Annotated in this window: 17 protein-coding genes; 7 read left to right on the top strand and 10 right to left on the bottom strand. The window is 63.3% G+C overall.

The genetic code is table 11. From position 1 onward, the window contains the following. Positions 1–117: 117 nt before the first annotated feature. Positions 118–2322, top strand: a complete 2205-nt coding sequence (locus E4S58_RS15575) for an NADP-dependent isocitrate dehydrogenase (RefSeq protein ID WP_136637368.1) — start codon at positions 118–120, stop codon at positions 2320–2322. 207 nt (positions 2323–2529) lie between these two features. Here the strand turns inward: E4S58_RS15575 and E4S58_RS15580 are convergent, their stop codons facing one another. After that, positions 2530–3168 (bottom strand): transglycosylase domain-containing protein, encoded by a 639-nt coding sequence (locus tag E4S58_RS15580; protein WP_136637369.1) that lies wholly within the window; start codon positions 3166–3168, stop codon positions 2530–2532. Between the two features lie 254 nt (positions 3169–3422). On the opposite strand from E4S58_RS15580, the gene E4S58_RS15585 reads away from it, so the two are divergent. Continuing rightward, positions 3423–6212 carry a bifunctional aconitate hydratase 2/2-methylisocitrate dehydratase gene (locus E4S58_RS15585; RefSeq protein ID WP_136637370.1) on the top strand — a complete coding sequence of 930 codons (2790 nt, stop codon included), beginning with the start codon at positions 3423–3425 and terminating at the stop codon, positions 6210–6212. A gap of 404 nt (positions 6213–6616) precedes the next feature. Here the strand turns inward: E4S58_RS15585 and E4S58_RS15590 are convergent, their stop codons facing one another. Then, the gene (locus E4S58_RS15590; RefSeq protein ID WP_136637371.1) at positions 6617–7990 is read right to left on the bottom strand and encodes an NAD-dependent succinate-semialdehyde dehydrogenase; all 1374 of its coding nucleotides are present in this window, start codon (positions 7988–7990) and stop codon (positions 6617–6619) included. 99 nt (positions 7991–8089) lie between these two features. Further along, positions 8090–9718: an FAD/NAD(P)-binding protein gene (locus tag E4S58_RS15595; protein WP_169052691.1), complete on the bottom strand. Its 1629-nt coding sequence runs from the start codon at positions 9716–9718 to the stop codon at positions 8090–8092. A gap of 189 nt (positions 9719–9907) precedes the next feature. Here E4S58_RS15595 and E4S58_RS15600 point away from each other — a divergent pair, with 189 nt between their 5' ends. Genes E4S58_RS15600 through E4S58_RS15620 form a run of 5 tightly spaced genes read left to right on the top strand, consistent with a single transcriptional unit; the run spans position 9908 to position 15426 of the window. After that, positions 9908–10924 carry a cytochrome c oxidase subunit II gene (locus tag E4S58_RS15600; RefSeq protein WP_136637373.1) on the top strand — a complete coding sequence of 339 codons (1017 nt, stop codon included), beginning with the start codon at positions 9908–9910 and terminating at the stop codon, positions 10922–10924. 2 nt (positions 10925–10926) lie between these two features. After that, positions 10927–13485 (top strand): cytochrome c oxidase subunit I, encoded by a 2559-nt coding sequence (gene ctaD, locus E4S58_RS15605; RefSeq protein ID WP_136637374.1) that lies wholly within the window; start codon positions 10927–10929, stop codon positions 13483–13485. Next, positions 13482–13883 (top strand): hypothetical protein, encoded by a 402-nt coding sequence (locus E4S58_RS15610; RefSeq protein WP_136637375.1) that lies wholly within the window; start codon positions 13482–13484, stop codon positions 13881–13883. Before ctaD ends, E4S58_RS15610 begins: the two co-directional genes overlap by 4 nt. Beyond that, a complete protein-coding gene (locus tag E4S58_RS15615; RefSeq protein ID WP_136637376.1) occupies positions 13880–14452 on the top strand; it encodes a cytochrome c oxidase assembly protein in 573 nt (190 codons plus the stop codon). The genes E4S58_RS15610 and E4S58_RS15615 overlap by 4 nt, the downstream gene beginning before the upstream one ends. After that, positions 14449–15426, top strand: coding sequence for a c-type cytochrome (locus E4S58_RS15620; RefSeq protein WP_136637377.1), 978 nt, complete (start codon positions 14449–14451; stop codon positions 15424–15426). Before E4S58_RS15615 ends, E4S58_RS15620 begins: the two co-directional genes overlap by 4 nt. Before the next feature lie 36 nt (positions 15427–15462). Here the strand turns inward: E4S58_RS15620 and E4S58_RS15625 are convergent, their stop codons facing one another. The 7 genes from E4S58_RS15625 to E4S58_RS15655 all read right to left on the bottom strand — a co-directional run bounded on the left by E4S58_RS15625 (position 15463) and on the right by E4S58_RS15655 (position 24547). Continuing rightward, the gene (locus E4S58_RS15625) at positions 15463–17502 is read right to left on the bottom strand and encodes an ATP-dependent helicase (protein WP_136637378.1); all 2040 of its coding nucleotides are present in this window, start codon (positions 17500–17502) and stop codon (positions 15463–15465) included. Between the two features lie 149 nt (positions 17503–17651). Then, positions 17652–19778 (bottom strand): pyrroloquinoline quinone-dependent dehydrogenase, encoded by a 2127-nt coding sequence (locus E4S58_RS15630; RefSeq protein WP_136637379.1) that lies wholly within the window; start codon positions 19776–19778, stop codon positions 17652–17654. Next, positions 19775–20164, bottom strand: coding sequence for a glucose dehydrogenase (locus E4S58_RS15635; protein ID WP_136637380.1), 390 nt, complete (start codon positions 20162–20164; stop codon positions 19775–19777). Before E4S58_RS15635 ends, E4S58_RS15630 begins: the two co-directional genes overlap by 4 nt. A 115-nt stretch (positions 20165–20279) precedes the next feature. Then, positions 20280–20861, bottom strand: a complete 582-nt coding sequence (locus E4S58_RS15640; protein WP_136637381.1) for an exopolysaccharide biosynthesis protein — start codon at positions 20859–20861, stop codon at positions 20280–20282. 1 nt (position 20862) lies between these two features. Continuing rightward, a complete protein-coding gene (locus E4S58_RS15645; protein WP_136637382.1) occupies positions 20863–23058 on the bottom strand; it encodes a xanthine dehydrogenase family protein molybdopterin-binding subunit in 2196 nt (731 codons plus the stop codon). Then, the gene (locus E4S58_RS15650) at positions 23055–24026 is read right to left on the bottom strand and encodes an FAD binding domain-containing protein (RefSeq protein ID WP_136637383.1); all 972 of its coding nucleotides are present in this window, start codon (positions 24024–24026) and stop codon (positions 23055–23057) included. Before E4S58_RS15650 ends, E4S58_RS15645 begins: the two co-directional genes overlap by 4 nt. Beyond that, positions 24023–24547: a 2Fe-2S iron-sulfur cluster-binding protein gene (locus tag E4S58_RS15655; protein ID WP_136637608.1), complete on the bottom strand. Its 525-nt coding sequence runs from the start codon at positions 24545–24547 to the stop codon at positions 24023–24025. The genes E4S58_RS15650 and E4S58_RS15655 overlap by 4 nt, the downstream gene beginning before the upstream one ends. Positions 24548–24749 lie beyond the last annotated feature (202 nt).

Here is a 24749-nt window from a genome sequence, read left to right on the forward strand (position 1 = left end):
AATCCGCCGCAGTATGCGATTGTATGCAGAAAATTGTCGCATCCCGTGCCGACACGGTAGACCTGCCTTGCCCCTTCAGGTAAGCGTCGCGTCAAACGCAACGGAGGCTTACCCAGAATGGCTGACAGCAACACCCCCGACATCATCTACACCAAGGTCGACGAAGCGCCCGAGCTCGCCTCGGCCTCCTTCCTGCCGATGATCCAGAAATTCGCCGCGGCCGCCGGTGTGACCGTCGGCACCAAGGATATCTCCCTTGCCGGGCGCATCATCTCGACCTTCCCCGACTACCTGAGCGAAGATCAGCGGATCCCAGACGATCTGGCCGCCCTGGGCGAGCTGGTGAAGACGGCGGACGCCAACGTGATCAAGCTGCCGAACATCTCGGCCTCGGTGCCGCAGCTGGTGGCGGCGATCAAGGAACTGCAGGCGCAGGGCTACAAGCTGCCCGACTACCCCGAAACCCCGTCCAGCGACGAGGAAAAGGCAGTGCGCGCCAAGTACGACACCATCAAGGGCTCGGCCGTGAACCCCGTCCTGCGCGAAGGCAACTCGGACCGCCGCGCGGCGGCCGCGGTGAAAAGCTTTGCCCAGTCGAACCCGCACCGCATGGGCGACTGGTCTGCCGACAGCAAGACCCGCGTGGCGTCCATGGACGGCGGCGACTTCTTCTCGAACGAAGTGTCGGCAACGCTTCCCAAGGCCGCGACCGCGAAGATCGTTCTGGAAACCGCTGGCGGTGAGACCGTGCTGAAGGACGGCGTGTCCTACCCGGCGGGCACCGTGGTCGACGCGACCTACATGTCGGCGTCCGCGCTGGATGCCTTCCTTGAGGCCGAGATCGAAAAGACCAAGGCCGAGGGCGTCCTGTTTTCGCTGCACATGAAGGCCACGATGATGAAGGTCTCGGACCCGATCATCTTTGGCCACGCGGTCGTTGCCTACCTCAAACCGGTCTTCGATCAGTACGGTGACAAGCTGAAGGATCTGGGCGTGAACCCGAACGGCGGTCTGGGCTCGCTGCTTGAGAAAGTGCAGGGCGAGGCCGACATCATGGCCGCGATCGAGAAAACGATGGCCGACCAGCCGCCGATGTACATGGTGAATTCCGACAAGGGGATTACCAACCTGCACGTGCCGTCGGACGTCATCATCGACGCCTCGATGCCCGCGCTGATCCGCGCCGGCGGCAAGGGCTGGGGCCCGGACGGGAAAGAACATGACACGGTCTGCGTCATCCCCGACAACTCCTATGCGCCGGTCTATGACGAAACGATCAAGTTCTTCAAAGCCAACGGCAAGCTGAACCCGGCCACCGCCGGCACCGTTCAGAACATCGGTCTGATGGCGCAGAAGGCCGAAGAATATGGCTCGCACCCCACCACGTTCGAGATCGCCGAGGCGGGCACCGTCAAGATGATCCTCGACGACGGCACCGTGCTGCATTCGCACGAGGTCCAGGCGGGCGACATCTGGCGCTCGGCCTCGGCCCGCAAGGCGCCGATCGAGGACTGGGTGAACCTGGCCATCGACCGTCAGAAGGCCACCGGCTATCGTTCGATCTTCTGGCTGGATGCGAACCGCGCCCATGACGCGCAGCTGATCGCATACGTGAAGCCGATCCTTGAAGCCAAGGGCGTTGCCGACAAGTTCGAGATCATGTCCCCGGCCGAAGCCACCAAGGCCTCGCTGGAAACGATCACCAAGGGCGAGAACACGATTGCCATCACCGGCAACGTGCTGCGCGACTACCTGACCGACCTCTTCCCGATCCTCGAACTCGCGACCTCGGCCAAGATGCTGTCGATCGTGAAGCTGATGCAGGGCGGCGGTCTCTTCGAGACCGGCGCGGGCGGTTCGGCCCCCAAGCACGTGCAGCAGCTGGTCGAGGAAAACCACCTGCGGTGGGACAGCCTTGGCGAATTCTGCGCGCTTGGCGAAAGCTTCAAGTTCCTCGCCGATGCCAAGGGGAACGAAAAGGCGCGGGTGCTGGGCGAGGCCGTGGATGCGGCCACGCAGGGCATTCTCGACAACGACCGCTCGCCCTCGCGCAAGGTCGGTGAACCCGACAACCGCGACAGCCACTACTGGTTCGCCCGCTACTGGGCCGAGGCCCTGGCGGCACAGTCCGACGACGCAGAGCTGGCGGCGCATTTCGCCCCGATCGCCCAGTCGCTGGCAGGCGGCGAAGCCGCGATCCTGGCGGAACTGGCCGAGGTGCAGGGCAAGGCGGCCGACCTGGGTGGCTACTATCACGCCGATGAGGCGAAGGTGGCCGCGGTGATGCGCCCGTCCAAGACGCTGAACGCGATCTTCGGCTGACGTCCCAGACATGACCTTGAAAGGCCCGCCCCCCGGCGGGCCTTTTTCATTGGGGCTCTGCCCCTGCGACAAGGCAGGCCTTGCCGCATCCCCGGGATATTTGATGCAAAAAGAAAACCGAGATCAGCGCCCGGAATTCTTTTTGCCGGAAATATCCTCGGGGGTCCGGGGGCAGACAGCCCCCGGTCTTGCCGGGCCGGGGCGGCGTCAGTCCGGCTGGGTCGGAACCGGCTGTTGCAACTGCGCCTCGAGCGCGTCGTCGGTGATGGCCCCGGCCTTGTGCATCTGGCGCAGGATGTAGTCCCGCTGGCTTTTCGTGCGCCCGGCGTTGGCGGGTTTCAAGGCGATCTCCGGCGATCCGGCGACGGCGGCCAGCCAGGCGGCCTCGGCCGGGGTGAGCGCCTTGGGCGATTTGTCGAAATACTTCTGTGCGGCCTCGGTCAGGCCCGTCACGCCGTCGCCCAGGGGGATGAGGTTGAGATAGATCGTCAGGATGCTTTCGGCGGTGGCATTGGCGGTCAGCGCCTCGACCGCGTCCTTCTGTTCAAGCGGCGAGGCCTGGGACCAGCCCGTCGGCGTGCCCTCGGCCAGCAGTCGCACGGCCATGGCGGTCAGGGTGCTGTCCTTGCCGGCGCGCACGCGTTCCCAGAAGAACCGGTCCTCCTGGGCGATGAAGGCGGCGATCACGGGCGCGGGCAGGTCGGTCAGGCTGGCGGGCATGGCGGCGGTGCGGCTGGCCAGGTCGGCCTTGTCGGGCAGCAGGATCGGCATCGCCAGGGCGGACGGGGACAGGCCGGGTGTGGCGAGGGCGATCAACAGGGCGAAGGGCAGGCGCGTCAGGGGCATGGGGGCTCCGGTTCCGGGTGGGACAATGGTACGGCATCAGGCCGTGACGTCCAGTGCGGTGATCCGGTTCAGGATGATGACATCCGCCGCGCGGGAACGTGGACGCAACCATTGCTTCATGATAGCGGGCGGATAGATCTTGCGGGCGACGGGTGCTTTGTGTACTGCCGTATACAAATCACGAGGCCCGTTGCCAGACGGTCCCGGAGACCCCGCCAAGTCCCTTGTTGCACACTTATCAGCCGGAAAAGCCAATGAGCCTGTATGACGCCTATCTCGCCGAAATCGAAACCCGCAAAACAGAAGGTCTGCACCCCAAGCCGATCGACGACGGTGCGCTGGTGGCAGAGCTGATCACCCTGATCAAGGACACCGGCAATCCGCAGCGCGCGGATGCCCTGAAGTTCTTCATCTACAACACGCTGCCCGGCACGACGAGCGCCGCGGGCGTCAAGGCGGCCTTCCTGAAAGAGATCATCGAGGGCGAGGCCGAGGTTGCGGAAATCACCCCGACCTTCGCGTTCGAGCTGCTGTCGCACATGAAGGGCGGCCCGTCGGTGCGCGTGCTTCTGGACCTGGCGCTTGGCGATGATGCCGCGACCGCCGGTCAGGCGGCCGAGGTGCTGAAGACGCAGGTGTTCCTTTACGAGGCCGACACGGACCGTCTGCAGGCCGCCTACAAGGCGGGCAACCCGGTCGCCAAGGACATCCTGGAAAGCTACGCCAGGGCCGAGTTCTTCACCAAGCTGCCGGAGGTCGATGCCGAGGTGAAGGTCGTGACCTATATCGCCGCCGAAGGCGATATCTCGACCGACCTGCTGTCGCCGGGCAACCAGGCGCATTCGCGCTCGGACCGGGAACTGCACGGCAAGTGCATGATCTCGGAGGCGGCGCAGAAGGAAATCGAGGCGCTGAAGCTGCAGCACCCCGACAAGCGCGTCATGCTGATCGCGGAAAAAGGCACCATGGGCGTCGGGTCGTCGCGGATGTCGGGCGTGAACAACGTCGCGCTCTGGACCGGCAAGCAGGCCTCGCCCTATGTGCCCTTCGTGAACTACGCCCCGGTCGTCGCGGGCACCAACGGCATCTCTCCGATCTTCCTGACCACCGTGGGGGTGACCGGCGGCATCGGCCTGGACCTGAAGAACTGGGTCAAGAAGGTCGACGAAGACGGCAAGCCGATCCTCAACAACGACGGCAACCCGATCCTCGAACAGAAGTATTCGGTCGAAACCGGCACCGTGCTGACCATCGACACCAAGGCGAAGAAACTGAAGGACGAGAACGGCGAAGAACTGGCCGATGTGTCCTCGGCCTTCACGCCGCAGAAAGTCGAATTCATGAAGGCGGGCAGCTCCTACGCCATCGTCTTCGGCAAGAAGCTGCAGACGCTGGCCGCCGAAACGCTTGGGATCGAGGCACCGCAGGTCTTTGCCCCCAACAAGGAAATCAGCCACGAGGGCCAGGGCCTGACCGCGGTTGAAAAGATCTTCAACCGCAATGCCGTGGGGTCGACCCCGGGCAAGACCCTGCACGCCGGGTCCGACGTGCGCGTGAAGGTCAACATCGTGGGCAGCCAGGACACCACCGGCCTGATGACCAGCCAGGAGCTTGAGGCGATGGCCGCCACCGTCATCTCTCCGACCGTGGATGGCGCCTATCAGTCGGGCTGTCACACCGCGTCGGTCTGGGACAAGAAGGCCCAGGCCAACATCCCGCGCCTGATGTCCTTCATGAACAACTTCGGCCTGATCACCGCGCGCGATCCGAAAGACGGCTATCACGCGATGACCGACGTGATCCACAAGGTGCTGAACGACATCACCGTGGACGACTGGGACATCATCATCGGCGGCGACAGCCACACCCGCATGTCCAAGGGCGTGGCCTTCGGCGCGGATTCGGGCACCGTGGCGCTGGCGCTGGCCACTGGCGAGGCGACCATGCCGATCCCGGAATCGGTCAAGGTGACCTTTACCGGCCAGATGGCGGATCACATGGATTTCCGTGACGTGGTCCATGCCACCCAGCTGCAGATGCTGCAGCAGCACGGCGACAACGTGTTCCAGGGCCGCATCATCGAAGTGCACATCGGCACGCTGCTGGCCGACCAGGCCTTTACCTTCACCGACTGGACCGCCGAGATGAAGGCGAAAGCGTCGATCTGTATCTCGAACGACGAGACGCTGATCGGGTCGCTTGAGCTGGCGAAATCCCGCATCCAGGTGATGATCGACAAGGGCATGGACAATGAGGCCGGCACCCTGGCCGGTCTGATCGCCAAGGCCGACCGCCGCATCGCCGAGATCACGTCGGGTGAAAAGCCTGCCCTGACCCCGGATGCCAATGCCAAGTACGTGGCCGAGGTCGTCGTCGATCTGGACCAGATCAACGAGCCGATGATCGCGGACCCGGACGTCAACAACGCCGACGTGTCCAAGCGCTATACCCACGACACCATCCGCCCCGTGTCCTACTACGGCGGCGACAAGAAGGTGGACCTGGGCTTTGTCGGGTCGTGCATGGTGCACAAGGGCGACATGAAGATCGTGGCCCAGATGCTCAAGAACCTCGAAAAGGACACCGGCAAGGTCGAATTCAAGGCCCCGCTGGTCGTGGCCGCGCCGACCTACAACATCATCGACGAACTGAAGGCCGAGGGCGACTGGGAGATCCTGCAGAAGTATTCGGGCTTCGAATTCGACGACATGTTCCCCAAGGCGCAGGCGCGGACCGAATACGAGAACGTGCTCTACCTGGAACGCCCGGGCTGCAACCTTTGCATGGGCAACCAGGAGAAGGCCGCTAAGGGAGACACCGTGCTGGCGACCTCGACCCGCCTGTTCCAGGGCCGCGTGGTGGAAGACAGCGCCGAGAAGAAGGGCGAGAGCCTGCTGGCCTCGACCCCCGTCGTCGTCCTGTCGGCGATCCTGGGCCGCACGCCCACGGCCGAGGAATACCGGAAGTCGGTCGAGGGCATCGACCTGACCAAGTTCGCCCCGCCGCTGGCGGTTCCGGGCACCACCCGGTCGGCGCACTTCTGATCCGCGTCCTCTAGAACGATCCTCAAGGCCCGGCGCGACATCGCCGGGCCTTTTGCTTTGCCCGGCCTGCGGCCTGCAGTTCGGCCTCAAGAGGCTCAGCGCTGCCGCGGATCTTGCTGTTTGCCGGGTTTTCTGCCAAATGGCCCGCTTCACCGATGACACCCTGGGGGATGCCCTGCATGGACTACAGCACCGTCAGAAAAGCCGCGCGCCTGTCCGTCGCCCCGATGATGGATAGTGCCGATCGAGTTCCTTTCGGTTAATTGTAGCCTTGTTTATAAGGCGCGGTGCGCGTCGGCAAAATTCGTGTAGGCCCATTTTGTAGGCCCGGCGAAAGTGCCGACACGAACCACTATGTCAAATTCCAAATCGCGAATTCAAGCAGCGTTTCGTCGGTTGCTGTTTCACGCGATGTAGAGCGACTTGGCGTTGACGAACTCCTTCATGCCAAATCCACCATGCTCACGACCGTAGCCGCTGTCCTTCACGCCTCCAAAAGGCATGTTCGGGATGGCAAGGTTATATTTGTTGATGCAGACCATACCGGTGTCGAAATGCTTTGCGGCCAGGTCCCGTGCCCGTTTCGCGTCCTTCGAGAAGATACCGCCACCAAGGCCATAGCGGCTGTCGTTGGCGATCCGCATCGCATCGTCGTCATCCTTGGCCCGGATCACCGAGGCCACGGGGCCGAACAACTCGTCGTCGTAGGCGGGTTGACCGGGAGCGACATCCACGAGAACGGTTGCAGGATAGTATGCGCCTTCACGGTCTGGCACTTCGCCGCCGCACAGCACCTTTGCGCCTTTTGCGACACTTTCCTCGACCTGCTTGGCAAGGTCGTCGCGCAGGTCCGTGCGCGCCATCGGTCCGAGGCCGCTGTCAGCTTCGGCAGGATCGACCAGTTTCACCTGCGACATCTGATCGGTGAAGCGATCGACGAACGTGTCGTAATTGGCTTCGGTCACGATGAACCGCTTGGCGGCTACGCAAGTCTGGCCATTGTTGTAGAGACGGCCAGCGACGCAGGTCGCGACGGCAAGGTCCAGATCGGCGTCGTCCAGCACGACGTAGGCATCGTTCGATCCGAGTTCGAGCACGGTCTTCTTCAGATATTTCGCGGCTTGCTGGGCAACGACGCGCCCGGCGCCGTCGCTGCCAGTCATGGTGACGCCGCGCACCAGATCATTTGCGATAACCTTGTCGGACTGGTCGTGGTCGATCACCAGAACGGTGAACAGTTTCTCCGGAATCCCGGCGCGGTCCATCAAGTCGCGTAGGAACAGCCCGCTTCCGGTGCAGTTCGACGCGTGTTTCAGGAGGATGCCGTTTCCGGCCATCAGGTTTGCGACGGCGTATCGGATGACCTGGTAGCACGGGAAATTCCAGGGCTGCATGCCATAGATCACCCCGATCGGCGCGTAGGTGATGACGCCCTGACCATCGGGGATGTCGCGCTCCTCATCGGCCAGTTCTTTCGGACCCTGTGCGGCGGTGAAATCGCAGATCGCTGCGCAGAGGTCGATCTCATCGCGGCTGTCGCCGATCAGCTTGCCGACCTCGCGGGTCATGAGCTGGGCGAAGTCCTCCTTGCTGTCACGAAGAGCCTGCCCGATCGCCTTGATCTTCGCGGCCCGGTCCTCCAGCGAGACAAGGCGCCATTGATCGAAGGCGTCGTGGCAGGCTTGGATCGCGGTTTCGACCTGCTGATCGGACATGAGATCATAGGTGTCGATGATGTCGCCGTTGGTCGGATTGATGGTCTTGATCGGGCTGCTCATGGGTCGTTCCTCGTTCGCTTTGGTCACGAGGCCAACGCGACCCGGCCGAAATGTTTCCATGACATTCGCGAAGGTGACCCATAGGGGCAGCACGCATCGTCAGGAGAGGCGAGAGAGGACGCCCTCGGCCCATCTCTTGGACGACGCGCCGAAGCAATCGTGCAGGCTGTCCGCTGCGATTACGCTGCCAAGGGCGAGGCGTCCCAGAAGGCTTAACCCCTGCACGGGCTCGTTGTCGTCGCCAATCAACCGCCCGTCGGACGCCGTGCGGGCGCCCAGGTCATCCAGCGTCGTGAGGTATCCATCTGTCATCAACCCGGAGATCAGGGGTGACACCACCTGCTGCGGATCCGGAGAGGGCAGGACGGCGTCGATCATGACCGTCGCGGTCACGCTTTGGTCCCGGACGTTCAATTGCCAGCCGGTGTTCATCAGCGAGATATCGGGGTCACGGGCCCATTCGATCGATACGATACCGGCGTCTATCAGGGTCATCAGCTCTCGGCAGGCACTGACCGGCGGCCCATAGGAATACCGCTTGAGGCCCTCATCGAACCCTACAATCGCCGCGGCTGTGGCAGGTGGTGTGTTCGCCGGATTGTAGGCCTGTCGCAACGGATCCTGCCACTTGCGCCAGACCTGACCAACGACATAGCCGATTGACGGCGCGCTGACGCCCTCCGCCATTGCGACCCCGTCCTTGAGGACCTCCAGGGCAGAGGCATCCTCCTGGCAGCCCGGATCGGACCATTCACGCGCCAGCCAGTCGCCTACGGCAGAGCGGATGCCTTCTGTTCCAAAGGTCGACAATATACGGAACACGGGCGTTGCCAGCGCGTCTGTCAAATGGGCCTGTGCCGCCTCGGGCGTGCCTTTCGAAGCTTCGAATACGGCCTTTCTGAAAACCTCTGTTTCGTCCGGTGTCGGCTCATACCGGGCGTCGATTTCACCGGTGGCAGGTTTGGGATACGGCGGTTTGCCGTCTATCGAAAACGGCACGATGCAGGCGGGTTCCTGACCGGACGCAAGGTATTGCCCGCCTGCGAAGCGGCCGCCCTGACCAACCGTCAGCACGCGGATGACATCGAATGATGACAGGGCAAAACCCCTGATCGCGAGGGTCTGACCGGACCACTGCTCGGCCGCCTTTTCCAGCGCCCGTGCCGGATAGGCAGCGGCGAGCGTTGTATCGCGGTCGGCGGCATGGGCCTTCCAGTCGGCCAGCTGGTCGTCGGGCCGGGTCGGCGGCTGGCCGGGGACCATCAGAACCTCTGCATAGGGTCCGTGAGCGTTGGGCCCCGTGTGGACATGCCAGGCATCATCTTTGCGCTGAAGGCATTCAACCTGCTCCGGGTAGTGCCGGGTTGTCATCATCGTCGCGGTGTCTTTCAGTTTGTCGAACCGCTGTTCAAGATACTGCCCCACCTCCGCCCGCGGTGGAAAGTCATCTTTGCCGAACCGGGGCCCCAGCCATTGTGCAAACGGGGTAAGGTCCAGCCCCTCTGGCCGACGCAGGTCGATATCCCGCAGGGGAATATTCACCAGACAGTGCTGCGGCTCCCGCGGATCGAAATTGGGGCCTGCACCCGGCTCGGGGTAGGTGTCGAAGATGTCGACTTCTAAACGAACCCCGCGAGCTGTCGCGCAGTCGGCGAGGGCTTCCAGTGCGCCCAGGCCGCGTGGACCCAACCCAATGATCGCGATCTTCTGAAATGCCAGTCTCTCCAAGTGCCCTGATCCGATGTCGAATGTCGCAGACTGTTCGAGTCACGCCGCGAGATTGATTTGCTTCTGCCCGTCATAGCATGGCCGAGGCGCAACACGCATCGTATTGCTGGGAAACAAGGGTAGTTCCGCAGGCCAAGTTGATATTCGCTCCGGCTTGGAACTTTTTGCCCTCTGGTCCGTTGCAGAAAGATGAGCGCACGCGGGCACGGGCGGGACACGGGCTGTCAACCGACGGGTAGGACATTTATCGTTATCGTTCTTTTTACCGCGCTGGCAGGTTGCGGACGGGAACAGTCTACGCTCAATCCCGCCGGCTACGACGCGTCCTCCATATCACTGCTTTTCTGGACCATGCTTGGTGGCGCGGTCGTGCTGTGGTTGGTGGTCAACGGTGCCTTCTACTACATGTCGAGCGTGCGGCCCGGTGCGGTCGACAAGCGCTATGCCCGCCATATCCTGATCGGCGGGGGGATCATCCTGCCCGTATTCGTCCTCACCGCGCTGCTGGTGTGGGGGCTGAGTATCCTGCCGGACCCACGGCGCCCGGGCGACGGTCTGGTCGTAAGGGTGACGGGCGAACAATGGTGGTGGCGGGTCGAATATTGGCCGGAAGGGGCTGACACCCCTGTGGTCTCTGCCAACGAAATCCGCCTGCCGGTCGGACAGCGGACCGAAATCCATCTGACGTCTGACAAGGTCATCCATTCCTTCTGGATCCCCGCGCTCGGCGGCAAGATGGACATGTTTCCGGGCCGCGACACGATGATTAGCCTGCTTCCCGAACGGGCGGGCACGTATCGCGGCCAGTGTGCCGAGTTCTGTGGCGCATCGCATGCCTGGATGGCGTTCGCCGCAGTGGCGCTGGAGCCTGCCGAATTCGATGCGTGGCTCGAGGCGGAGGCCGCTGATGCGGTGGCCCCTCAGGATGAGGCAGCGCAGCGGGGGCAGGAGGTGTTTCTCAATGAAGGGTGTGGGGCCTGTCATGCGGTCCGCGGGACACCGGCGGTCGGGCTGGTCGGGCCGGACCTCAGCCACGTCGGCAGCCGAAAGACACTCGGGGCCGGTCGTTCCAGCATGACGTTGCAAAACCTCGAAGCTTGGATCGCGCATACAGAGGATCTGAAGCCCGAGGTCAAAATGCCCAGCTATGATCTTACCGGAACCGATCTGGCGGATCTGGCCCATTATTTGAACGGATTGAAGTGAAGATGCAAAAGAGCGGGCTGCCCGAACCGACCGGACCCTATCCGCCAACGGATGCGATGCTGGCAGAGCCGGTGCCGGATGAGGTTCAGCGCGCGCAGGAGGATCGCCTTCGCAAGGTGTGGGAGACGCCGAAGGGCTGGCGCTACTGGTCCGCAGTCAACAATTCCGAGGTCGGGAAGTGGTATTGCCTGACGGCGCTGGCGTTCATGTTGCTGGCAGGCGTCATGGCGCTTCTGATCCGGGTGCAACTGGCGGTGCCCGAGAACGACCTGATCTCGGCCGACCGGTTCAACCAGCTCTTCACGATGCACGGGTCGGCGATGATGTTCCTTTTCGCCGTGCCGATGTTCGAGGCAATTTCGATCCTGCTGCTGCCGGGAATGCTGGGGGCGCGGGACATGCCGTTTCCGCGGCTTTCGGCCTTCGGGTATTGGTGCTTCCTGATCGGCGGCGTCTTTGTCATCGGGTCGATCTTTTTCGACGTGGCGCCGCGGGCGGGTTGGTTCATGTATCCGCCGCTTGCGACCAAGGACCCCGGTCCGGGGTCGGACATCTGGCTACTGGGCCTGTCGTTCATCGAGGTGGCATCGATCGCGGCGGCGGTCGAATTGATCGTCGGCACTCTGAAGTGCCGCCCGCCCGGTATGCGGGTCAACATCATGCCGCTTTATGCGTGGTATGTGCTGGTCGTGGGCGGGATGATCCTCTTTGCCTTCCCGCCGCTGATTGCGGGCGATTTCCTGTTCGAGCTTGAGCGGTCCTTCAACTGGCCCTTCTTCGACCCGACGCGGGGCGGGGACCCGATGCTCTGGCAGCACCTGTTCTGGATTTTCGGGCACCCGGAGGTCTACATCATTTTCCTGCCGTCGATCGCGATTGCGGCCATGGTGATCCCGGCCGTCGCGCGGCGTCCGATCTTCGGCTATTCGTGGATCGTCCTGTCGGCCGTGGGCACCGGGTTCCTGTCGTTCGGGCTCTGGGTCCACCACATGTTCACCACGGGGCTGCCGTCAATCTCGCTCGGCTTCTTCTCGGCCGCGTCCGAGGCGGTGGTGATCCCGACGGGCATCCAGATTTTCGCCTTCCTCGCGACGCTGATGGTGGGACGGGTGAAGATGACGCTGCCAATGCTTTGGATCTCAGGCGCTCTGGCGATCTTCACCATGGGTGGACTGACGGGCGTGATGCTGGCGCTGGCCCCCTTCGATTTTCAGGCGCATGACACCTATTTCATCGTGGCGCATCTGCACTACACGCTCTTCGGCGGCATGGTCTTTCCTGTTATCGCCGGGGTCTATTACTTCTTCCCGTTCATCCAGAAAAAGAAACTGTCGGACCGGCTGGGGAAATGGGCCTTCTGGCTGATCTTCACCGGGTTCAACCTGACGTTCCTGCCGATGCACCTGACCGGCCTCTGGGGCATGCCACGACGGGTCTACACATATCCGACCGGCCTGGGTTGGGACGGGTTGAACATGATCTCGACCTTGGGGTCGTTCATCGTTGCGGCTGGTTTCGGCGTGTTTGTCTGGGATCTGATCCGTCCGAAGAAAGACCAGCCGCAGATCGAGCGGAACCCATGGGACGCCGGCACGCTTGAATGGTCGCATGACATCCCCGAAGAAGCCTGGGGCGTGCGGTCGATCCCGCATGTCACCACGCGCTATCCGCTTTGGGATCAGCCGGGGATGGTCGCGCGGATGGATGCCGGGCGCTACTATCTGCCCGACGCCGAGGAGGGGAAGCGCGAGACGTTGATCACGTCGGTCATCGACGCGACGCCGGTGCAGGTGCAACGGGTCACCGGGCCTGCCTGGATAACGCTGGCGGCGGCGGCGTTCACCGGCGGGGCGTTCATCTTTCCGACGTTCCACATGTATCCGCCCGCCATCGTCTGTGGCGTCTTCGCGGTGGTCTGTATCCTCTATTGGCTCTGGACCTCGACCGCGCGCCCGCCGGAAGCGGACGCCAAGGACGTGGGGCTGGGTCTGACCTTGCCAACCTATGCCGCCGGGCCGTCCTCGGTCGGGTGGTGGGCGATGTGGATCACGATGCTCGGCGATGCGACTGCCCTTGCCTCGCTCGTCTTCGGGTTCTTCTTCTACTGGACGGCCCAGCCAGACTTCCCCCCCGTCGGTGCCCTGCACGCATTGCCCGGTCTGGTCGCCCTTGCAGCGACGGGATTTGCGGCGGGCTGGGCCCTGACCGTCGGTGCCCGGCATCTGAACCGCGGCGGCGCTTTGCAGGCCGCTCGGCTGTGTCTGGGGCTGGCGTCTTTGGCCGTGGCGGGCGGTGCGACCGCGCTGATCGGGGCGGTCACTCCGCTCGACCCCGAAGCGCATGTCTACCCGGCAACGCTCTGGGCGCTGGCGATCTGGATCGCTGTGCATGTCGGCGCCGGGGTCATCATGCTGCTTTACTGTCTGGCAGGGTCGATCTTTGGCAAGCTGACGCCGCGCTATGATGCGGATATCTGGAACGTCACGCTTTACTGGCACTTCGTCACGATCTCCGCCTTGGTCGTCTGCGCGATCCTGGGACTTGCACCGGGGGCGCTATGACCGACGATCAGCCAAAGCGTCGGGAAGACGAAGCCGAGTTCTCGGAAGAACAGTCGAGCCTTCTGAAAATCACCATGGCCCCCACGCTTTGGGCCGCGCATTTCGTGATCTGCTATGCATTGGTCGCCGTGACCTGTGCCAAGGGCTGGGATTTCCCAACCGTCCGCGCGGGGCTTCTGGTATTCAGCTGTCTTGTCGTCGGCGGGATCAGCCTCATCGGCTGGAGGGCTTGGCGACAGTGGAACGTCAGCGAGACCGGTGATTTCATCAACCGCCGGGGCAGGGCAGAGGACCGGCACCACTTCCTTGGACATGCCGCGTTCCTGCTGTCTGTGATCTCTGTCATCGGCGCGATCTTCGTGACCCTGCCGCTTGTCTTCATAGGGGGCTGCCAGTGAGACCGGTCTACCTTCTTCCTGCGGGTGCCCTGCTGGTGGGCATATGGTTACTACCTCTGTCCGAGGTCATGCCGGACTTTGCCCTCCACATGCTGCGCCACATGACACTTGTCGCATTGGCGGCACCTCTGATCGTGCTGGGCCTGCGGAACCTGTTCCGGCGTGTCACGGTCGCGCCCCTTGCCGCGGCTCTGGTCGAATTCGTCGTCGTCTGGGGCTGGCACATGCCGGCCGCGCACGCGGTCGGGCGGTTGGGGGGCGTCGGGCTCGTTCTCGAACAGGGCAGTTTCCTGATCGTCGGCCTTTTTGTCTGGGCCGGATGCCTGCGGGTGGATCAGCCGTTGGCCGGGGCCGGGGGGCTTTTGCTGACCTCGATGCATATGACCCTGTTGGGCGCGTTGCTGGTGCTGGCGCCGCGCGACCTCTATGCCGAGATTTGCGGCACCGTGCCGAACCTGTCGGGCCAGCAGATCGGCGGGATGCTGATGCTGGCGATCGGGACGCCGGTCTATCTGGTGGCCGGGCTATGGCTGACGGCACAGGCGCTGAACGAGAGGACCGCGGCATGAGAATGGTTCTGCTGACGCTGGCGGTCCTGGCGGGGCTCGGTCTGACCGGGGCGGCTGCGGTGGTCGGGTTCGGGCTTTACAACGTGTCGGCCCACGCCGGGCATTGGCCGGGGGTGTCATGGGTGCTGCACACCACGTTTCGAAGTGCGGTCAAGCTGCGGGCACCGTCGATGGAGGAGGTGCCGCCGCTGGACGATCCCGATCTGATCGCGCTGGGGGCGGGGCATTATGCGACAGCCTGCGCGATGTGCCACGGCGCACCGGGACAGCCGCGCAGCGCGACCATCCGGGCGATGGTCCCCGAGCCGCCGGAGATTGCCGAAGCGGTCAAGGACTGGCAGCCGAACGAGCTGCACTGGATCGTGCAGAACGGTGTGAAGATGAGCGGGATGCCGGGGTGGCCTGTGACCGACCGGCCGGATGAGGTCTGGTCGGTGGTCGCGTGGTTGATGACGGTCCAGGGCGGAACACCGAGCCCCGTGCCGCAGGCCACCTACGGGGAGGGCTATTGTCGGACCTGTCATGGCACGGTCGCAGGGCCGGTGCCGCGTCTGGATATTCTCGGCTCGGACTACATCGCGGATCAGCTGGCCGCTTATCGCAGTGGCTTGCGTCCAAGCGGGATCATGGCGCAGGCGATGTCGATGGTGCCCGAGGATCAGGATGCGGAGCTTTCCGCGGCTCTGTCGACGCGCGGGGCGGGTGATGAGCCGTCCGGGTCGGGCATGGCCGACAGCAGGGGGAGCGATCTGGCTGCGAAGGGATCGCGGGACGTTCCCGCCTGCGTCGCGTGTCACGGTGCGGATGCTTCCAAGGGACCGCGACTGGCCGGTCAGAACGAAGCCTATATCGCCGACCAGCTTCACCTTTGGCGGGACGGCGTGCTGGATCACAACAAACTGATGGCCGCCGCAGCCGTCGAATTGACGGATCAGGAGATTTCCGATCTCGCGGCGTATTTCTCCGGCCGTTGACCGGAGTTGGGGGGGGAAGCTGCGCGGCGGACCGGGTCAATCCCACATCGCAGTCATCTGCGCCGCCACGTTGATCCGCCCGGGCGCGGTGGCAGAGGCCCCGGCAACTGGAGTAGGTGCCCAGCTGAAGCAATCGAACTTGTAGAGCATGCCTTTTGGAATGAACCGTGTCCGCATCGCGTAGACATGCCGGTCGCCGTTCCGGGCCTGCTGAGTGACGTAGAACCTGAGCGGAACGCCCAACGTCAGGCGATCCTTTGCGCGGGTCATCGCGACATAAAGCAGGCGACGTTCCTCTTCGATCTCGGCGGTTGATCCCGTGCCGAGATCCGAAGGAATGCACCCGTCCACCGCATTCAAAAGATAGACAGACTTCCATTCCTGCCCCTTCGCCGAATGGATGGTGGACAAGATCAAGTAATCTTCGTCCCTCAGCGGAATTCCGGATTGGTCGCTGGTCGCATCAGGCGGATCGAGCGTGAGCTCGGTCAGGAACTTTTCGCGCGTGGGATAGCCCGCTGCGATCTGCTCCAGTTGGAGCAGGTCGGCGCGTCGCGCCTCGGCGTCTTCGTGGATACGGTCGAGATGCGGGTCATACCAGGCCCGCGCCAATCCGATGGCTGCGGGCCAGTCGGCCTTGGTCGTCACAGCTTCGACAAAAGCGGGCCAGTCGGCGGCGGTGCGGGCCGGGGGTTCGACCGTGTCGAGAACCAGCCGGGTATCCGCAGAGAGGTCGATGGCATCAAGGATACGGCCCGCCGCGACCGGCCCGATGCCGGGCAGGAGGTGCAGGACACGGAACCCCGCCACGCGGTCGCGCGGATTTTGGGCGAACCGGAGCATGGCCAGCAGGTCCTTGACGTGCGCGCTGTCAAGGAACTTGAGCCCGCCGAACTTCACGAAGGGCACGTTGCGCCGTGTAAGTTCCACCTCCAGCTGGCCGGAATGGCTTGCGGTGCGGAAGAGGACGGCCTGATCCTTGAGCGCCGTGCCCGTCTCGCGGTCTTCCAGCACCTTGTCGACGATATAGCGGGCCTGTTCGGTTTCGGACTGGACGGTGACGATCCGGGGCTTCTCGGCCGAGGCCCGTTCGGTCCAGAGATCCTTGGTGAACCGCTCGCGTGCCGCGCTGATCACCGCGTTGGCGGCATCGAGGATCGGCTTGGTCGACCGGTAGTTGCGGTCCAGCGTTACCACATCGGCTGCGGGCGTGTAGGTGGACGGAAAGTCGAGAATATTGCGCACGGTTGCGGCCCGGAAGGCATAGATCGACTGCGCATCGTCGCCCACGACTGTCAGGCCGCGACCATCCGGCTTCATCGCCTTGAGGATGCGCGCCTGAAGCCGGTTCGTGTCTTGGTATTCGTCGATCAGCACGTGGTCCCACTGCGCCCCGATGAAGGCGGCGAAATCCGCGTCGGACATGACCTGTGCCCAGGCCAGTAGCAGGTCGTCGTAGTCGAGGACGTTCTGTTCCTGCTTGGCGCGGACGTAGGCCCCGAAAAGCTGTTTCAACTCGGCCTCCCAGGTGATGCACCACGGGAAGTGATCCTTCAGCGTGTCTGCCAGCGGCTCCTCTGCGTTCACGACGCGGGAATAGATCGCGAGGCAAGTGCCCTTGGCCGGAAAGCGCTGTTCGGTTTTCGAAAAACCCAGCCCGTGACGGCAGAGGTTCATCAGATCGGCGCTGTCTTCCCGGTCATGGATGGTGAAATCCGGGTTGAGGCCGATCCCCAGGGCATGTTCGCGCAGAAGCCGCGCGCCGATGGCGTGGAAGGTGCCGGCCCAGGTCAGCGCCTCGGCAGCATAGCCAGTGCCCATGGCCCGGCTGGTAATCCGCTCAACCCGGCGGGTGAGTTCGGTCGCCGCACGTCGGGAAAAGGTCATCAGGAGGAGGCGCCGCGGATCCGCCCCGTTGACCAGCAGGTGCGCGACTCGGTGCGCCAGCATGTTCGTCTTTCCCGAACCTGCCCCCGCGATGACCAGCAACGGCGGGGGCAGGGCGTCTTTTCCGACGCCGTGGCACACGGCCTTGCGCTGGTTATCGTTCAGCTTGTCGAGATAGCCTGTCTGCATTGTCTTGCGCCCGCCTCGCTTCGGTATGCGCAGAGGTTAACAGATGTCGAACATAGGGTGAACATTTAAGTGGCGTGGGTCACGTTGGATACGGAAAAGCCCGCCGCTATCGAGGATCGCGACGGGCCTTGGTATTCGAGAGCCAGAACCTATTGCCCGGGTAGCGCCCAGGCCATCACTTCGTCCCCGACGGGGGTCTCCATGAAGTGGTGACCCATGGCCGTCACCATTACGTATTGCCGCCCGTCGACCTCATAGGTGATCGGGTTCGCCTGGCCACCCGCGGGCAGGACGGTCGACCAGAGTGTCTCACCGGTTTCGACATCGATGGCCCGGAACAGGTTGTCGGTGGCCGAAGCTATGAAGATGAGCCCGCCAGCGGTCACGACCGCGCCGCCGTTATTCGGCGTGCCGATGTCGAACGGCAGGAAAGACGGGATGCCAAAGGGACCATTGCGACGCGCGGTGCCAAGTGGACGATCCCAGAGCGTTTCACCCGTCGTCATGTCGATGGCCCGGATGCCGCCATAGGGCGGGCGGGTGCAGGGCACACCGGTTACATCGTTGCGCCATCCGGCGTTCACGGCGATGCCGTAGGGGGATCCAGCCTGCGGATCGGCGGCCCCTTCGGCGCCACCTTCGCTTGCGCCCTGCTGTTCGTTGATCGGTTTCGAAGTCACCTGATCGCGCGGCACCAGCTGGTTGTAGTTGGGCACGTCGTTGTAGTTGGCAATCAGGATGCCGCGTTCCGTGTCGACGGCGACAGACCCCCAGTCCGACCCGCCGTTGTAGCCCGGATACTGGATCCACGGCTTATCGGCCGAGGGGGGCGTGTAGAAGCCGTCATAGTTGGCGCGGCGGAACTGGATGCGGCACCAGAGCTGGTCGATGGGCGAAAAACCCCACATGTCCTTTTCCTCAAGCGCGTCCTTGCGCAGCGTGTGCCATTCGCTGACAGGCTGGGTTTCGGAGATGAAATCAGGCTCCACCTCGCCCGTGGGGAGATCGGTCAACTCGCCGACAGGTGTCAGCGGTTCGCCGGTTTCACGGTTCAGGATGTAGATGTCGCCCTGCTTCGACGGCAGCAACACGGCGGGTGTGCCCTGATAGTCCAGCAGCGTCGCCTGCGATCCAAGGTCATAGTCCCAAACGTCGCGGCGCACGGTCTGGAAGTGCCAGACGTCTTCACCGGTGGTCACGTCGATGGCGACAAGCGACGAGGCGTATTCATTCTCGGCCTCGCTGCGGTTCGAGCCGTAGTAGTCGACGGAGGAGTTGCCGAGCGGCAGATAAACGTAGCCGAGTTCTTCGTCTGCGACGCCGGCGGTCCACATGTTGGGCGTGCCTCGGGTGTAGGTCTCGCCCTCGGCCGGGCCATTGCGGTTCCGATCGGGCGCGGCAAGGTCCCATGCCCAGGCCAGGTCGCCTGTGACGGCGTCGTAGCCACGGATGACGCCCGAGGGTGCGTCTTCGGCCTGGCCGTCCTTGACCTGTGCGCCGGTCACGATGATGCCGCGCACGATCGTCGGCGGGGCGGTGACGGCATACCATCCGGGCACCTTTTCGCCGATGCCCTCCCAAAGATCGACCTGACCGTCGGTGCCGAAGTCCGCGCAGGGTTCGCCGGTTCGTGCGTCCACGGCGATCAACCGCGCGTCCAGCGTGCCTTCGATCACCCGCAGCGCACAGGCGTCGTTTTCGGCCGCGTCGGGGTTGCGATAGACGGATACGCCGCGACAGGTGGCGCCATAGGGGATCGCCTCGTTCGCGACACCGGGATCGTGGCGCCAGTTTTCCTCACCGGTTGCCGCGTCGACCGAGATCAGGATGTTCATGGCAGAACACATCAGCAGATCGTCCCCGATCTTGAGGGGCGTGACCTCGGGGGAGTATTTCCCTTCGGCCGAGCCCTCGGGAAGGTCCTGTGTGTGATAGGTGAACGCGGGTTCAAGTTTGGCAACGTTGCCGCGCGTAATCTGCGACAGGGGCGAATAGCGGGTCGCCCGGGCATCGCCGCCATAATAGGGCCAGTCGGCCCCGACAGTCATTTCGGGCTGAGGACCATCGGTGGCCGCCTCTTCGGTGGTGGTGCCGCCCGTGTCCTCTGCCGAGACATCCTGCGAAGCGGTGCCGGACTGGGGTTCGGATGCAGCGGGCGAAGTTGCTGAAGGGGCGTCAGACTGCGATTGCGCGACGGCGGGCATTGCGAAAGACGACAGGGAAAGTGCGAGGGTCGCCGCGATGAAACAACGCGCGGGAACAGGTGTATGGGTCATATCGATTTGGTCCGATGGCGGGCGAGGGAAGGGATGCAGAGAAGGACGAGGATGAGGATCAGCGTCGGAGCCACGAGCCGAGGGACCTGGGCCCACCAGTCATTGCCAACTTCCCACCATGCCCACATGGCCGTGCCGAACCAGACAGCGCAGTAGACCCAGACGGCCTCGAGCATGTAGCGGTTCAACATCAATCCGGTGAGCAACAGGCCCAGCCCGGCAAGTCCATAATACCAGCTGCCCCCGAGGAGGATCAGCCACATCCCGCCCGCGAAGATGACCAGACCGAGTAATACATTCAGCCAGCCAAGGATTTTCACGCCCCAAATGGTGTCGGTCACCGGGGCCGATGTTTCGCTCTGAACATCGGTTGATATGTGGGACATGGTGTCTCCGAAATGTTGTGAGTTTTCGACTTGGAGCCTAACGGCATCCATTGGATGAACGGCAGAGCAACGGAATGGTTCCGAGCGGCTTCGTTTGGGTCGCAAGGACCGCAGGTCAGAGCAGGTAGAAGGTCACCGGGACAACGCTCAGGAAACACAGGGCAATCAGCAGCAGGATGCCGTCGCGGGTGAGAAGTCCCGCCGCGAAGCAGGCGATGACGGCCGATGCGATCGAGCCTGACGTGGGCACCACCTCCATGAACGGCATGAAAAGGGTCAGCCCGAGGACGAGGATCATGGGAAGCCATAGCCATGGCCGGTGAAACAGAAAAGACATGCGTGGTCTGAGAACCTTTTCGATCCGCCGAACGACAGGTCTTAGCCAGCGGATGCCTTTTTGCAGTTTGTCGGTGTCGAGACGGCGTCTCGTGATCAAGTTGGGCAGCCAGACGCTTTTGCGACCGACCATCATCTGCACCACCAGAATGAACGCGATGACTGCGACCACGGCAGTGACGCCAGGAATTGCGCTGGCCGGAGAGGTCGAGATCAGACTGAAAACCAGCAGAAGTGAGGCAAAAGACGCATGTCCCAAGGCGTCGATGATCTTCTCGACACTCACCTTGTCGCCGTCGGCGACGCCCTCGAGCTTGTCGAGAACGTCGCTGATTGCATGATCTGACGCGTCTTCCTGCACGTCAGTATCCCGCTTTTGTCATTGCGGCGATGACCTTGTCCGGCGTCGCTGGAAGGTCCCTGATCCTCGCCCCGGTGGCATGATGGATCGCGTTGATGATCGCGGCACCCGCGCCGCAGATGCCCAATTCTCCAATGCCTTTCGCCTGCATCGGCCCCGCCCAGTCGTCACGTTCGTCGACGAAGAGCACCTCAAGGTCAGGCACATCCGCGTTCACCGGGACGTGGTATCCGGCAAGGTCGCGATTGACGATATGGCCATCGCGGCGGTCATGGGTCAGCTCCTCGGTCAGCGCCATGCCGATGCCCCATGTCATGCCGCCGTGGCATTGTGAACGAGCCGTTCGGGGATTGAGAATGCGGCCGCAGGCAAAACTGCCCAGCATGCGACGGACGCGAACCTCGCCGGTGACGTCGGACACGGCGACTTCGGCAAAATGCGCTCCGAACGTCGCCTGTCTAACCTTTTCGAAGGCGTCGCCCGGCTCGACATGGCCATGGCCGGTGATCTCATCAGACAGAAGATCGCCGAGTGAGGTCCGGGTATTGCCACAGGTGGCGATGCCATCCTGCAAGGTCAGATCCCCTTCTGCGCAGCCAAGTCGGTCTGCGATCTGCTGTCGGATCTCCATGGCGGCAAGCCACACGGCGGTGCCAGTCGAGGCGGCACCAAAGCTGCCGCCGGACCCGGACCCGGGCGGGAAACGTGTGTCGCCCAGTTCGACGGTGACCTGGTCCATGGGCTGACCCAGCAGTTCGGCAGCGATCTGCTGAAAGATCGCATAACTGCCCGTGCCGATATCGGTCATGTCGGATTGAACGGTTGCGCCGCTTTCGGAAAGCACGATGCGGGCTTCCGCCTCTATCACCATGTTGACGCGGAAGGCGGCGGACATGCCCGTGCCGGTCCACCACTCCCCGTCGCGATGCTGCCGCGGCTTGTCGGGGCGAGAGCCCCACCCGAAAGCCTCCGCCCCCTGTTTCAAAGCGCTTTCGAGGCGATGCGACGAGAACGGCTTGCCAGACTCGGGGTCCTTGTCCGGGATATTCTTCAACCGCAGCTCGACCGGGTCGACGCCGGTGGCCACGGCCAGTTCGTCCATGGCGATTTCGAACGCGGTGACGCCGACGGATTCACCCGGGGCGCGGACGGACCCGGCAGCGGGGCGATGGATGCGGGCGATTTCGAGCCCCAGCTTCCGGTTTGCCGCCGCATAGGCAAAATGGCTGCCCTGAATAACCGGCTCGGAAAAGTCCTCCTCCGGCAGTTGAGAAACCAACGCTTCGTGACCAAGGCCAACCAGCTTGCCGTCCTTTGACGCTGCCAATCGGATGTGTTGGCGCGTCTCGGACCTGCGCGTATTGACCTCGAACACCTGGCGCCGGTGCTGGACCACACGGACAGGTTGGCCAAGCTCCATCGCGGCCAGCGCGGCGGCCACGCAATCCGCAGATATCCCAAGCTTGGAGCCGAACCCGCCGCCCACGTAGGGTGCGAGCAGCCGCACCTTTTCGGAAGGCAGCCCGACCGAGTCGGCCAATTCGTTCTTGTTGAATTTCAACATCTGAAGCGCGCCGCGAAGCGTAAGGGTGTCGCCATCCCAGTCGGCCGTGGCCGCGTGCGGCTCCATCGCCGCCGACACCATCGCGGGCGTGGTGTAGGTCTCGTCGATCAGAACATCTGCGTCGGCAAAGGTGATGTCCGGGTCACCCAGAATTGTCTGTTTGTCGTCAGGCTGTTCTGGGGTGACTTCGTCCGGGGTTGCCGGCTTCACCACGCCGTCGACCGATACGATCAGCGCATGTGCGGCATGGGTTGCGGTCTCAAAAGTTTCGGCGACGACCAGGGCAATCGGCTGTCCGACATAGTCGGCGTGATCCACGCCCTGAACCGGCGCCTTGTTCGCGGTGCCTTGGGCTGCGTTCCGGATCATCTTCGGATGGCTCATGACCTTGCGGACGCCGGGCATGGCCTCGACCTCGGCGAGGTTCGACAGCATCACTGTCCCGGTCGCCGGGGCCCGGACGAGCACCCCGTGCAACAGCCCATCCGGATCGGTTTCGGCCGCATAGGTCGCGCGACCCGCCACCTTCAGCCATCCGTCCGGTCGATCTTGTTCATGGCCAAGGATGCCCTGGGGCAGTTGGTCCGCGCGGTGGTCTTCGAACGGCGTGTCGAGTTTCAGATCGAGGGTCATTGCACGGCCTCCGTCAGGGTTGATGACAACAGGCGGTGCACAAGGTCGGCCTTGAACTCAAGCCCCTCCAACAGCCGCGCGTCCGAAAGCAGCAGATCACCGGCCTTCTGGATCAGCTGGTCGTCGACCGTTTGGCCGCGCATCATGTCTTCGACCCGTGTGTCGCGCCACGGACGGGCACCGATACCGCCGAAGGCGAGAGCGATGTTTTCGATCTTCCCGTCTCGCGCGTTGATGACCGATGCGATCGACACCAAGGCGAAGGCATAGGACGCGCGGTCCCTGATTTTGCGATAGGACTGTTGCCCGCCCGTCGGCTTGGGCAGGACGACAGCGGTTATGATGTCCCCGGGTTCCAGGCTTGTTTCGATGTGGGGGGTCGTGCCGGGGAGGCGATAGAAATCGTCCAAGGGTCGCAGGTGCCGCGTCCCGTCAAGCGACTCTATTTCAACCTGCGCATCCAGGACCCGCAAGGCCACGGCCATATCGGATGGATGCAGGGCAACGCAGTCATCCGATGTGCCCAATATCGCGTGGTTGCGCAACTCGCCCCCGATCGCCGCGCATCCGCTGCCAGGCGTGCGTTTGTTGCACGATGTATCCCTGTCGTAGAAATACGGGCACCTCGTCCTTTGCAAGAGATTGCCGCCGGTGGTTGCTTTGTTGCGCAACTGTCCGGAGGCGCCTGCCAACAACGCGCGGGAGAGCACAGGATAATCGCGCCTGACCCGCAGGTCAGCGGCGAGGTCCGAATTGGTGACCATCGCACCGATGTAGAGACCGCCGTCATGATCGCGAATGTCGTTGAGGTCCAACCGGGAAATGTCCACAACCGCGCCGGGCGTCATGACCTCCAGCTTCATGAGGTCGATGAGGTTAGTGCCGCCCGCGATGACAGTCCCACCCTCGTGCAATGCCCGTTGCGCGGTTTGCAGATCGTCGGCTCGCGTGTAATCAAACGGCTTCATTCTGCGGCCTCCCGATGGACGGTGCCATCCTCCGCCACGCTCAGGATCGCCTTGCTGATGCCGGGGTAGCAGGAGCAGCGGCAGATATTGCCGCTCATCCGTTCGGCCAACTCTTCGCGGGTTAATTCGACCGGACCTTCGAGGTCGGCGCTCACGTGGCTGGGCCAGCCTCTGGCGATCTCGTCAAGGACCGCGGTCGCCGAGCAGAGTTGTCCCGGGGTGCAATAACCGCACTGCATGCCATCGTGACGCACGAAGGCCGCCTGAAGCGGTGACCTGCCGTCGGACGACAAACCTTCGACAGTTGTGATTTCGTCACCGTCGTGCATCACGGCGAGGCTGAGGCATGCGTTTATGCGCTGGCCGTTCACGAGCACGGTGCAGGCACCGCACTGGCCGTGATCGCAGCCTTTCTTGCTTCCCGTCAGCTTCAGCTGATCGCGCAACGCATCTAATAGCGTGACACGTGTATCGAGATCGAGGGCGTGAGGCCGGCCGTTCACTGTCAGGTTTGTGTTCATTTGATCGTCCTTCATGAGGTTAAGAAGGAAACGATCGAGATTGCGTGACGTTCCGTTTTGTTTTCCGCGCCGCTCAACATTGCGACGACGTAATTGGTGCCTCCTGCATGAGGTCCGCATGGTGGAGATTAGCAGCGGCTGGGTCTCGGTAGTCTCTGAACGGGTCAGCGAGTAAGTAGTTCCTCGAAGCTGCACACCAATG

Source organism: Pseudooceanicola onchidii, from assembly GCF_004959925.1.
Taxonomy (GTDB): domain Bacteria; phylum Pseudomonadota; class Alphaproteobacteria; order Rhodobacterales; family Rhodobacteraceae; genus Pseudooceanicola; species Pseudooceanicola onchidii.

Excerpts from the sequence above, each read along its gene's own strand:
- E4S58_RS15575 (WP_136637368.1), top strand. The coding sequence starts at position 118 with ATGGCTGACAGCAACACCCCCGACATCATCTACACCAAGGTCGACGAA.
- E4S58_RS15580 (WP_136637369.1), bottom strand. The coding sequence starts at position 3,168 with ATGCCCCTGACGCGCCTGCCCTTCGCCCTGTTGATCGCCCTCGCCACA.
- E4S58_RS15585 (WP_136637370.1), top strand. The coding sequence starts at position 3,423 with ATGAGCCTGTATGACGCCTATCTCGCCGAAATCGAAACCCGCAAAACA.
- E4S58_RS15590 (WP_136637371.1), bottom strand. The coding sequence starts at position 7,990 with ATGAGCAGCCCGATCAAGACCATCAATCCGACCAACGGCGACATCATC.
- E4S58_RS15600 (WP_136637373.1), top strand. The coding sequence starts at position 9,908 with ATGAGCGCACGCGGGCACGGGCGGGACACGGGCTGTCAACCGACGGGT.
- ctaD (WP_136637374.1), top strand. The coding sequence starts at position 10,927 with ATGCAAAAGAGCGGGCTGCCCGAACCGACCGGACCCTATCCGCCAACG.
- E4S58_RS15610 (WP_136637375.1), top strand. The coding sequence starts at position 13,482 with ATGACCGACGATCAGCCAAAGCGTCGGGAAGACGAAGCCGAGTTCTCG.
- E4S58_RS15620 (WP_136637377.1), top strand. The coding sequence starts at position 14,449 with ATGAGAATGGTTCTGCTGACGCTGGCGGTCCTGGCGGGGCTCGGTCTG.
- E4S58_RS15625 (WP_136637378.1), bottom strand. The coding sequence starts at position 17,502 with ATGCAGACAGGCTATCTCGACAAGCTGAACGATAACCAGCGCAAGGCC.
- E4S58_RS15630 (WP_136637379.1), bottom strand. The coding sequence starts at position 19,778 with ATGACCCATACACCTGTTCCCGCGCGTTGTTTCATCGCGGCGACCCTC.
- E4S58_RS15635 (WP_136637380.1), bottom strand. The coding sequence starts at position 20,164 with ATGTCCCACATATCAACCGATGTTCAGAGCGAAACATCGGCCCCGGTG.
- E4S58_RS15645 (WP_136637382.1), bottom strand. The coding sequence starts at position 23,058 with ATGACCCTCGATCTGAAACTCGACACGCCGTTCGAAGACCACCGCGCG.
- E4S58_RS15650 (WP_136637383.1), bottom strand. The coding sequence starts at position 24,026 with ATGAAGCCGTTTGATTACACGCGAGCCGACGATCTGCAAACCGCGCAA.
- E4S58_RS15655 (WP_136637608.1), bottom strand. The coding sequence starts at position 24,547 with ATGAACACAAACCTGACAGTGAACGGCCGGCCTCACGCCCTCGATCTC.